8 protein-coding genes are annotated in these 11,091 nt (G+C 64.3%); 6 read left to right on the top strand and 2 right to left on the bottom strand.

Features of this window, described 5'->3' with window-relative positions; translation table 11 throughout:
- Positions 1-42 precede the first annotated feature (42 nt).
- Both polA and YY7_RS0139790 read right to left on the bottom strand, forming a co-directional pair.
- A complete protein-coding gene (gene polA, locus YY7_RS0139785; RefSeq protein WP_028168039.1) occupies positions 43-3,084 on the bottom strand; it encodes a DNA polymerase I in 3,042 nt (1,013 codons plus the stop codon).
- Positions 3,085-3,299: 215 nt separating this feature from the next.
- A complete protein-coding gene (locus tag YY7_RS0139790) occupies positions 3,300-4,364 on the bottom strand; it encodes an acyltransferase family protein (RefSeq protein WP_028168040.1) in 1,065 nt (354 codons plus the stop codon).
- 179 nt (positions 4,365-4,543) lie between these two features.
- Between YY7_RS0139790 and YY7_RS0139795 the strand changes: the two genes are divergently transcribed.
- The 6 genes from YY7_RS0139795 to YY7_RS0139820 all read left to right on the top strand — a co-directional run.
- On the top strand, positions 4,544-5,860 hold the full coding sequence (locus YY7_RS0139795; protein WP_028168041.1) for a UDP-glucose dehydrogenase family protein: 1,317 nt from the start codon (positions 4,544-4,546) through the stop codon (positions 5,858-5,860).
- A 120-nt stretch (positions 5,861-5,980) separates the two neighbouring features.
- The gene (gene hrpB / locus YY7_RS0139800; protein ID WP_028168042.1) at positions 5,981-8,455 is read left to right on the top strand and encodes an ATP-dependent helicase HrpB; all 2,475 of its coding nucleotides are present in this window, start codon (positions 5,981-5,983) and stop codon (positions 8,453-8,455) included.
- Positions 8,456-8,673: 218 nt separating this feature from the next.
- Positions 8,674-9,189 carry a TIGR02281 family clan AA aspartic protease gene (locus YY7_RS0139805; RefSeq protein ID WP_080664041.1) on the top strand — a complete coding sequence of 172 codons (516 nt, stop codon included), beginning with the start codon at positions 8,674-8,676 and terminating at the stop codon, positions 9,187-9,189.
- Positions 9,190-9,242: 53 nt separating this feature from the next.
- Positions 9,243-9,539 carry a nucleotidyltransferase family protein gene (locus YY7_RS0139810; protein ID WP_028168044.1) on the top strand — a complete coding sequence of 99 codons (297 nt, stop codon included), beginning with the start codon at positions 9,243-9,245 and terminating at the stop codon, positions 9,537-9,539.
- Positions 9,529-9,876 (top strand): HepT-like ribonuclease domain-containing protein, encoded by a 348-nt coding sequence (locus YY7_RS0139815; protein WP_028168045.1) that lies wholly within the window; start codon positions 9,529-9,531, stop codon positions 9,874-9,876. Before YY7_RS0139810 ends, YY7_RS0139815 begins: the two co-directional genes overlap by 11 nt.
- 142 nt (positions 9,877-10,018) lie before the next feature.
- On the top strand, positions 10,019-11,091 hold a 1,073-nt coding region (locus tag YY7_RS0139820; RefSeq protein WP_028168046.1), incomplete at its 3' end, for a phosphoglucomutase.

Below are 11,091 nucleotides of genomic sequence, written 5' to 3' on the forward strand. Positions count from 1 at the left end.
ATTTTTGCTGTCGTCGTCCCTCTGGGCGACGACAGAGAGAGCTCAATGCGCCTCGTCCCAATTGTTGGCGGCGCGGGCGTCGACCTGCAGCGGCAGCGACAGGATCACGGCCGGGAAGGGCGCGTCCTGCATCACATGCTGCACGACCGGCAGGGTTGCCGCGACTTCCTCGTCGGGGACCTCGAAGATCAGTTCGTCATGCACCTGCAACAGCATCTGCGCGGATAGCTTCTTCTCGGCGAGCGCGCCCTCGATGCGGGTCATAGCGCGGCGGATGATGTCGGCGGCCGAGCCCTGCAGGCGGGCGTTGATCGCGGCGCGCTCGTTGAAGGCGCGGACCGAGGCGTTGCTGGCCTTGATGTCGGGGTAGTAGCATTTGCGGCCGAACAGCGTGGTGACATAGCCGTTGCGGCGGCAGAAATCCTTGGTCTCGTCCATATAGGCGCGGATGCCCGGGAACCGCTCGAAATACTTCCTGATGTAGGCGGAAGCCTCTTCACGCGCGATGCCGAGCTGGTTGGCGAGGCCGAACGCCGAGATGCCGTAGATGATGCCGAAATTGATCGCCTTGGCGCGGCGGCGCACTTCGCTCGGCATGTCCTTGATCGGCACGCCGAACATCTCGGACGCCGTCATGGCATGAATGTCGAGGCCGTCGCGGAACGCCTGCTTCAGCACGGGGATGTCGGCAATCTCCGCGAGCAGCCGCAGCTCGATCTGCGAATAATCCGCCGATACCAGCTTGTGCCCGGGCGTCGCGACAAAGGCGCGGCGGATCTTCCTGCCGTCCTCGGTGCGCACAGGGATGTTCTGCAGGTTCGGCTCGTTCGACGACAGCCGCCCCGTCGTGGTCGCAGCCAGCGCGTAGGTGGTGTGGACGCGATGGGTCTGCGGATTGACGTAGGTCGGCAGCGCGTCGGTATAGGTCGATTTCAGCTTCGAGACCTGCCGCCATTCCAGGATCTTCTTCGGGAATTCGTGGCCCTGCTCGGCGAGGTCGTCCAGCACCTGCGCGGTCGTCGACCACGCGCCGGTCTTGGTCTTCGTGCCGCCGGGCAATCCCATCTTGCCGAACAGGATGTCGCCGATCTGCTTGGGGCTGCCGACATTGATCGGCTCCCCGGCGATCTCCTGGACCTCCGCCTCGACGCGCGCCGCGGTCTGGGCGAAATCGCCTGACAGCCGCGACAGCACCTGGCGGTCGATCGAGATGCCGCGCCGCTCCATCCGCGCCAGCACGGAGACCAGCGGCCGCTCCAGCGTCTCGTAGACGCTCGCCATCCGCTCCGCGACCAGGCGTGGCTTCAATACGCGCCACAGGCGCAGGATCACGTCGGCGATCTCGGCGCAATGCTCGGTCGCCTTGTCGATCGCGACCTGATCGAATGTCAGCTTGTTCTTGCCGCTGCCGACGAGTTCGTTCTCGCCGATCACCGCATGCCCGAGCCAGCGCTCGGCCAGCGATTCCAGCGCATGAGAGCCGCGGCCGGCGTCGAGCACGTAGGAGATCAGCTGTGCATCGTCAAAGTTGCGCAGCGTGATGCCGGCTTGCGCCAGCACCACCGCGTTGAACTTGACGTCGAAGCCGATCTTCAGGATGCCCTGCAATTCCAGGATCGGCCGCAAGGCTTCGATCGCCTGCTCGAACTTGATCTGGTCCGGCGCCAATCCCGCGTCGAACAGCCCGCTGCCTCCGCCCGCCTGCTTGTGGGCGAGCGGGATATAGGCGGCGTCGTCGGGACCGAGTGCGAGCGCAATGCCGGAAATCTCCGCCTGCATCGGATCGATCGAATTCGCCTTCGCCTGGACCGCGACATGGCCGGTGTCGTGGATCCGCGCGATGAAGGCGCTGAGCTGATCGAGGCTCCTGATCGTCTGGTACTTGCTGCGATCGATTTTCGTCTTGCGCGCTGCCTCGGCGCGCGCTTCCGCGAGCGCAATCGGCGTGCCCTTGAGGCTCGAGGCCTTGTCTTCCTTGCCCGCGGGCTTGCTGCGCTCCTTGACGGCAGGCGCGGGCTGCGCGGACGCACCCGGACCCGGCATGGGCTCGACGCCTGATGGCGGCAATGGTGTAAACACGCTCGCGCCGCTCTTATTGCCGGGATCGGGCTCGATATCGGATGGGTCGATCTGCGAATATTCGGCGACGCGGCGGGTCAGAGTCGAAAACTCCATCGCCTTCAGGAACGCGATCAGCCGGCGCGGATCCGGCTCATGCACGGCGAGGTCGTCGAGCGGCACCTCGAGCTCGACCTTGTCGTCGAGCAGCACAAGCTGGCGCGAGATGCGCGCCTTCTCGGCATTTTCGACCAGCGCCTCGCGACGCTTCGGCTGCTTGATCTCGCCGGCGCGGCTCAGCAGGGATTCGAGATCGCCATATTCGGTGATGAGCTGCGCCGCGGTCTTGACGCCGATGCCGGGCACGCCGGGCACGTTATCAGTGGAATCGCCGGCCAAGGCCTGTACCTCGACCACCTTTTCCGGCGGCACGCCGAACTTCTCGATCACTTCGGGAATGCCGATGCGGCGATCCTTCATGGTGTCGTACATGCTGACGCAGTCGGTGACGAGTTGCATCAGGTCCTTGTCGGAGGACACGATCGTCGCGCTCGCGCCGCGCTCGCAGGCGAGCCGGACATAGGTCGCGATGAGGTCGTCGGCCTCATAGCCGACCTGCTCCAGGCAGGGCAGGTCGAAGGCCCGGACCGCCTCGCGGATCAGCGCGAATTGCGGGATCAGGTCATCGGGCGCCGGCGGCCGGTGCGCCTTGTAGTCGGGATAGATCTTGTTGCGGAAGGTGATCTCGGACTTGTCGAAGACGATGGCGAGATGGGTCGGCCGGTTGTCCTCGGGCATCTCGCGCAGGAGCTTCCACAGCATGTTGCAGAAGCCGAGCACGGCATTGACCTGCAGCCCGTCGGACTTGCGGTTCAGCGGCGGCAGCGCGTGGTAGGCGCGGAAGATGTAGGAGGAACCGTCGACCAGGAACACATGGTGGCCCTTAGCCGGAGCCTTGGCGGCAACGGGCTTGGGGGCGGCTTTGGGTTCTGTCTTGGCTGAGGTCTTGGAGGCTGATTTCGGCATGGCCGAAATTTAGGGATTTTTGCAGCAAATGACAGCCTTGAGGTGCAGGAATCTTGGCGAACCGCACACCGAATTTGTCGTCCCGGGCAAGCGAAGCGCGACCCGGGACCCATAACCACAGCGAGATGTTGTTGCATCAGGCCGCGGCCACAGCGCATCCAACAATTTGAGCCGGTGGTTATGGGTCCCGGCTCAAGGCCGGGACGACGGGGAGATTATTCTGCCGGCTGCAGTACGGCCGCCTTCTTCGGCGCGATCCAGAACGCGGCGGGGCGCTCGAACAGGAAGTTGGCGCCGAGGGCGAGCGCGATGCGCCAGATCACCAGTGCGCCGACGAGACCGGTGATGGTGACGAGCAGCGAGATCAGACCGATGTCGTGGATCACGCCGCTGCGCAACAGGCCGACGCGTGCGATCACCATCGGCAGGAAGAAGGCGAGATAGATCACGATCGAATGCTCGCCGCAAAAGCGCAAGGCCGTGAGCCACTGCATCCGTGCCAGCAGCGTCCCGGTGACGACGATGGCAAAGGCGCCCGCAAATCCCAGTGCCAGCGAGATGAGCGGCCATTCGCTCGCCCCCGCGATCACCAGGGCGCCATTGACCAGCACCCACAGCGCGAGCCCGATCAGCGCCAATGTCGGCGCGGAGCGTGCACGGTTCGACAGCTTGAAGACGGTGGGCGCAAGGAGATAGCCGGCATAGAAATAGACGAAGCGCGCGCAGAATTCGTCGATCACGGTCCAGCCGGTCACCACATGCGCCATCTCGAGTCCGGCGGCCAGCGCCAAAATCGCGAGCGGCGGCAGATTGCGTGTCAGTTTTGTGACGACAAAGAAGATCGGCAAAAGATAGATGAACCACAGCGTGCCGAACGGCTCGATGAAGGATTCGAGATAGAGATAACCGGTGTGGCTCCAGCTCGTCTCGGCGGCAAAGGCCGGCGCCTTGAATGCGAACTGGATCGTCACCCACAGCACATAGAAATAGGCGAAGTGGACGACCTTGCGGTCGAGATAGGTGCGCCAGTCACGGTCGATCACGAGCGAGAGGAACAGGCCCGAAATCAGGAAGAAATCCGGCATCCGGAACGGTTTCGCGAACATCACGACCGCATGCATGAAGCCGGTCTCGCCGGCGGCGGCTTCCACCCCCAGGACCGAATGCATCATCACGACCATGACGATGCAGATGCCCTTGGCGTAGTCCACCCAATCGACGCGCCCGTCCGGCGAGGTGGCGGAACGCAGGCTCGCGGAGGTTGTCCCGTTTGCGGTCATGACTGTCCTGTTTCGGCGCGCATTTGGCGCATCTTCGGGCGGATCGGTTGCTATCGCCTTTATTCATACAAATGACATGCCGCTCGTGCCTGCTTTTTGCCGTTTCCTCCTGGCCGGCAAATGTTCTAAGACGCTGACGGGAGTTGCGGAATCGTTAACGATAGCAAGCGGGTGGTTTCATGCGCATCGCCATGATTGGCACGGGTTATGTCGGACTGGTCTCTGGCGCGTGTTTTGCGGACTTCGGACACCACGTCACCTGCGTGGACAAGGATGTCGAGAAGATCAACGCCCTTCGCCGCGGCGAAATCCCGATCTTCGAGCCGGGTCTGGACGCTTTGGTCGCGGCCAATGTGAAGGCGAGGCGGCTCGACTTTACAACCGATCTGAAGGACCCGGTCGCCGACGCTGACGCGGTGTTCATCGCGGTCGGTACGCCGTCGCGCCGCGGCGACGGCCATGCCGACCTCTCTTACGTCTATGCCGCCGCCCGCGAGATCGCCGGCGCGCTCAAAGGCTTCACGGTGGTGGTGACCAAATCGACGGTGCCGGTCGGCACCGGCGACGAGGTCGAGCGCCTGATCCGCGAAGCCAACCCGGTCGCCGACGTCGCGGTCGCCTCGAATCCGGAATTCCTGCGCGAGGGCGCCGCGATCCGCGACTTCAAATTCCCGGACCGCATCGTGGTCGGCACATCAGATGAGCGCGCGCGGAAAGTGCTCGGCGATGTCTACCGGCCGCTGTCGCTCAACCAGGCGCCGCTGATGTATACGGCGCGGCGCACGGCGGAGCTGATCAAATACGCCGCCAACGCATTCCTGGCGACCAAGATCACCTTCATCAACGAGATCGCCGATCTCTCCGAAAAGGTCGGCGCCGACGTCCAGGAAGTCGCGCGCGGGATCGGGCTCGACAACCGCATCGGCTCCAAGTTCCTGCATGCCGGCCCCGGTTTCGGCGGCTCCTGCTTCCCCAAGGACACCCGCGCGCTGATCAAGATCGCGCAGGACCATGACGTGAATTTGCGCATCGTGGAGGCCGTGCTCGGCGTCAACGACAACCGCAAGCGCGCGATGGCGCGCAAGGTTGCGGGCCTCGCCGGCAATTTGCGCGGCAAGACGGTCGCCGTGCTCGGTCTCACCTTCAAGCCGGAGACCGACGACATGCGGGAGGCACCCTCGATCCCGATCGTCACCGGCCTGTTGGACATGGGCGCAAAAGTGCGGGCGCATGATCCTGTCGGCATTGAGCAGGCGCGCAAGGAGCTGCCGGATATCGAGTATTGCGATGATCCCTATGAATGCGTGACCGGCGCCGACGCCATGGTCGTCGTCACCGAGTGGGTACAATACCGCACGCTTGACCTTGAGCGGCTGAAGAACCTGTTGCGGCAGCCGCTCGTGGTCGATCTCCGCAACATCTACCGCCCCGAGGATATGGCCGCGCACGGCTTCAGCTATGAGAGCGTTGGCCGCGCAGCCGAACCGCCGGTTTAATGATTATTACTTTTCGTCATGGCCGGGCTTGTCCCGGCCATCCACGTTCTGTTTTCTCCTTTTCGGCAAGAGAGACGTGGATGCCCGGGACAAGCCCGGGCATGACGACGTGGTGAGGCCGTGTCCCGTCATTTCGACACTCCACTTCCCATCGACGCAGCGCTCGGCGAGCTCGCGGCGACGCTTGCGGCGAAGAATACGGCCGTGCTCGTCGCGCCGCCCGGCGCCGGCAAGACCACGCGGGTGCCGCTGGCGCTGCTCGACGAGCCCTGGACCAACGGCAAGAAGATCATCGTGTTGGAGCCGCGGCGGATCGCGGCGCGCGCCAGCGCCGAGCGTATGGCGCGGACGCTTGGCGAGCGGGTTGGCGAGACCGTCGGGTATCGCGTTCGCTTCGGCTCGAAAGTGTCACGCGCCACCCGCATCGAGGTCGTCACCGAAGGCATCTTCTCGCGCCAGATCCTCGGCGATCCCGAACTCACAGGCATTGCCGCAGTCCTGTTCGACGAATTTCATGAGCGCTCGCTCGATGCCGATCTGGGACTCGCGCTGGCGCGCGACGCGCAGCAGGGCTTGCGCGAGGATCTTCGCCTGCTCGTGATGTCGGCAACGCTCGACGGCGCACGTGTCGCGAAACTGCTGGGCGATGCACCTGTTGTTGAGAGTGAAGGCCGCGCCTTTCCAGTGGAGACGCGTTATCTGGGTCGCAAGATGGACGTCCCGCTGGAGCGGCAGATGGCGGAGGCGATCTCAATAGCGCTTCGCGCCGACCCCGGCTCGGTGCTCGCGTTCCTGCCGGGCGCTGCCGAAATCCGACGCACGCAGAATTTTCTCGAAGAACGCATCCGCGACGCCACGATCGAGATCGTGCCGCTGTTCGGCGCGCTCGATGCCAGCGTTCAGGACCGCGCCATCGCGCCGGCACCCAAGGGTCACCGCAAGGTGGTGCTGGCGACCTCGATCGCCGAGACCTCGCTGACCATCGAGGGTGTGCGCATTGTCGTGGATTCCGGCATGTCGCGCGTTCCGCGCTACGAGCCCGACATCGCCTTGACGCGCCTCGAGACCGTGCGCGCTTCGCGCGCCGCGGTCGATCAGCGCCGCGGCCGCGCCGGCCGTACCGAGCCCGGTGTCTGCTACCGGCTGTGGGACGAGCCGCAGACCGCCTCGCTCGCGCCCTACACCCAGCCCGAGATCCTGTCCGCCGACCTGTCCTCGCTGGTGCTCGACCTCGCGCAATGGGGTGTCAGCGATGCGTCCGGCCTTGCGTTCCTTGATCCGCCGCCGCTGCCGGCCTGGAACGAAGCAAGCGTGCTGCTGCGCGAACTCGGCGCGCTCGATGCCGGCGGCCGGATCACGGCGGAAGGCAACAGCCTGCGTGCGCTGGCGCTGCCGCCGCGGCTCGCCCGCATGATCGTGGATTCGGCGCGGTTTGGCGCGGCGGCAGGAGCCGCGGAGATCGCAGCGGTGCTCACCGAGCGCGGGCTCGGCGGCGACAGTGTCGATCTTGATGTCAGGCTCGATCAGTTCCGTCGCGATCGCTCGCAGCGGGCCTCGAGCGCGCGCAGCCTCGCGCAGCGCTGGGCTTCGCAGGTGACGTCGTCGAAAGCGTCCGAGGCCATAGGCGAGCTCTCCACCGGCACGATGCTGGCCTTCGCCTTTCCCGATCGCGTCGCGCGCAACCGCGGCAATGGCAGCTTTGTGCTCGCCAACGGCCGCGGCGCCAGCGTCGAGCAGACGTCCTCACTTGCGCGTTCATCCTATATCGCAGTCGGAGAGTTGACCGGCACCGCGGCGAGCGGCCGGATCCTGCTGGCGGCGCCGATCACTCTGGAAGAGATCGAGCTGCGTTTCGCAGCTGAGATCGAGACTACGGAAGATATTTCGTTCGACCGAAGTGCGATGGCGCTGCGCGCGCGGCGCAGGCGCACGCTGCATGCGATCACGCTGTCGGAAGCGCCGGTGGCGCTGTCCCCGTCGGCGGAGACTGCACGCGTGCTCGCAGATGGCTTGATCGCTGCGGGCCTCGACAAGTTGCCGTGGTCAAAGCACGCCAAGCAATGGCGCGACCGCGTGATGTTCCTGCGCAAGGCCGAAGGCGATAGCTGGCCGGATCTGTCGGATGAGGCGCTGGCGCGGGAGCGCGAGACCTGGCTGGTGCCTGCGCTTTACGACAAGACCTCGCTCAAGGAGTTGTCGGCCGGCGATCTCTCGGATGCGCTGATGGCGCTGTTGCCCTGGAATCTACGTGCCCGGCTGGAGCAGGAGGCGCCGACCCATTTCGAGGCGCCGACGGGCAGCCAGCTTGCGATCGACTACGAGGCCGAGCAGGGCCCGACCATCGCGGTCCGGCTGCAGGAATTGTTCGGGCTCAACATCCATCCGTCGATCGCGAAGGGCGCTGTGCCGCTGGTGCTGGAATTGCTGTCACCGGCGCAGCGCCCGGTGCAGGTGACGCGGGATCTGCCAGGCTTCTGGCGCGGCAGCTACAGTGCCGTGCGTGCCGATCTACGCGGGCGCTACCCGAAGCACCCATGGCCGGAGGACCCTGCCAATGCCGTGCCGACGCGTCGGGCCAAGCCGCGCGGGACGTAGTCCTTGCTTCGTCATTGCCGGGCTTGACCCGGCAATCCATCCCAAGAAGCTTTTCTCAAGATCGTTGGATACGCGGGTCAAGCCCGCGTATGACGGCGTTGCCGTTAACGCTTCACTCATCATTTTCGCGAAAATGGCAGGCTCCATCGCCGCTGCCGGTCGCGAGACGGCGGATGGCGTGGTGAAATCGGCCAGTTCCTGGAAATCTGCGTGGCGTCATGCGTAACATAATGATCCTTGCCGCCATCCTGGTCGGCCTCGGCAGCTTCATGGCGCAGATGGCGGACAAGACGACGCCGGCTTCCGCGTCCGCCACGACCGCTTCGAAGAGTATCCCCGTTCAGACCGTGGCGCAGGGCGGCGGTCGCACGCTGAGCATTCCTCGCGACCCCCGCGGACACTTTGCGACGGACGGCCGCATCGACGGCCAGCGCATCGACTTCATGGTCGACACCGGCGCCTCGCTTGTTGCGCTCAATGAGAAATCCGCCGCGCGCTTCGGCCTGCGCCCGTCGCGCGGCGACTACACCGCCACCGTCACCACCGCCAACGGCACCATCAAGGCCGCGCGCGCCCGCCTTGCCATGATCGATCTCGGCGGCCTCATCGTCCGCGACGTCGACGCAATGGTGCTGCCCGACGAAGCGCTTTCCGAAAACCTGCTCGGCCTGTCCTTCCTGTCCAAGCTGAAGCGCTTCGAATATGCCAACGGCAGGCTCGTGCTGGAGCAGTAAGACTGGCTCGGCGACCCCTCCCGGTGGCGATTGCTCCGTGCTATATGATCGCCATGAACAGTTCCGAAGCCATCGATACCTTGCGACGCTCTGAGGGGGACCTGCGCAAACGCGGGGTAAGGCACGCTGCGCTATTCGGCTCGGTGGCTCGGGGCGATAACGGCGCAGGCAGCGACATCGATATCATGATCGAGATCGATCCTGACGCACGTATCACCATTTTCGATTATGTAGAGCTGAAGGAATACATCGCGGGTCTGTTTGATGAGCCGGTCGACGTTGTAAATCGCGAAGCCCTCAAATCTTACGTGCGGCCAACGGCAACTGCTGACGCCATCTATGCGTTCTGAGCGGACGGACGTCGTACTCCTCGATATGTTGCACCACATCGATTTGGCCACGAATTTTGTTCAGGGCTTCGATCGCGAAACCTTTGTCGATGACATACGGACAGTCTACGCGGTCACTCGCTGTCTCGAGATCATCTCCGAAGCTTCACGACGTCTGCCGGAAGATTTGAAAGCTCGACATCTCGGGATCGCGTGGAAGAAGATGGCAGGAGCCGGCAACGTTTACCGTCACGACTATGAGGATGTGGCGGCTAAAGTTGTATGGGACACCGTCGAGTGCGCGCTGCCGCCGCTAAGAGCCGTGATCGAGGTAGAAATTTCGCTCCTCCAGGAATAGGCGCCTCGGAACGAAGCATTTTTCTGGCCAACAAATCCGCCGCAATTGTCGGCCAATAGCAGCGATCCCACCTTTCGCCGCAGTCCGCCTTTGGCTATTGGCTGCAGCATTGACCATCACGCTCTCGCGAGGCTGCTACAAGATGTTTCCAAAGCCCAAGCCCGTTCTGGTTCCGAACACCTATGCCTTCGAATCCGAACCGATGGTGAAGCCGACCGGGTTTCGCGAATATGACGCGCGCTGGCTGTTCGGCAAGGAAATCAATCTGATGGGCGTGCAGGCGCTGGGCATGGGGCTCGGCGCGCTGATCGCGGAACTCGGGGTCAAGCAGGAGATCGTCACCGGCCACGATTTCCGCGGCTATTCCGCCGCGATCAAATATGCGTTGATCTCAGGCCTGATGGCTGCGGGCTGCAAGGTGCACGACATCGGGCTCGCGGTGACGCCGATGGCCTATTTCGCGCAGTTCGACCTCGACGTGCCCTGNGTCGCNATGGTNACCGCCTCNCACAACGACAATGGCTGGACCGGCGTCAAGATGGGCGCGAGCCGCCCGCTGACCTTCGGGCCCGACGAGATGACGCGGCTGAAGGAGATCGTGCTCGGCGCGAGCTTCACCAGCAAGGCCGGCGGCGGCTACCAGTTCCACGAGAATTTCCCGGCGCGCTACATCGCCGACCTCACCAGCCGGCCGAAGCTTAAGCGCCAGCTCAAGGTGGTGGCGGCCTGCGGCAACGGCACCGCCGGCGCGTTCGCGCCGCAGGTCTTGGAGGCGATCGGCTGCGAGGTGATCCCGCTCGACACCGAGCTCGACCACACCTTTCCGAAATACAATCCGAACCCGGAAGACATGGAGATGCTGCACGCGATCCGCGACGCGGTCTTGCAGCACAAGGCCGATGTCGGCCTCGGCTTCGATGGCGACGGCGACCGCTGCGGCGTGGTCGACAACACCGGCGAGGAGATCTTCGCCGACAAGGTCGGCGTGATGCTGGCGCGCGACATGTCGGCGATCCACAAGGACGCGCANTTCGTGGTCGACGTGAANTCGACCGGNCTGTTCATCACCGATCCGGTGCTGCAGCAGCAAGGCGCCAAGACCGCGTATTGGAAGACCGGCCATTCCTACATGAAGCGCCGCACCAACGAGCTTGGCGCGCTCGCCGGCTTCGAGAAATCCGGCCACTTCTTCTTCAACAAACCGTTCGGCCGCGG

Source organism: Bradyrhizobium elkanii WSM2783, from assembly GCF_000472865.1.
Taxonomy (GTDB): domain Bacteria; phylum Pseudomonadota; class Alphaproteobacteria; order Rhizobiales; family Xanthobacteraceae; genus Bradyrhizobium; species Bradyrhizobium elkanii_A.

Coding starts and splice junctions, on each gene's coding strand:
- YY7_RS0139790 (WP_028168040.1), bottom strand. CDS start 4,364: ATGACCGCAAACGGGACAACCTCCGCGAGCCTGCGTTCCGCCACCTCG.
- YY7_RS0139805 (WP_080664041.1), top strand. CDS start 8,674: ATGCGTAACATAATGATCCTTGCCGCCATCCTGGTCGGCCTCGGCAGC.
- YY7_RS0139810 (WP_028168044.1), top strand. CDS start 9,243: ATGAACAGTTCCGAAGCCATCGATACCTTGCGACGCTCTGAGGGGGAC.
- YY7_RS0139795 (WP_028168041.1), top strand. CDS start 4,544: ATGCGCATCGCCATGATTGGCACGGGTTATGTCGGACTGGTCTCTGGC.
- YY7_RS0139815 (WP_028168045.1), top strand. CDS start 9,529: ATGCGTTCTGAGCGGACGGACGTCGTACTCCTCGATATGTTGCACCAC.
- polA (WP_028168039.1), bottom strand. CDS start 3,084: ATGCCGAAATCAGCCTCCAAGACCTCAGCCAAGACAGAACCCAAAGCC.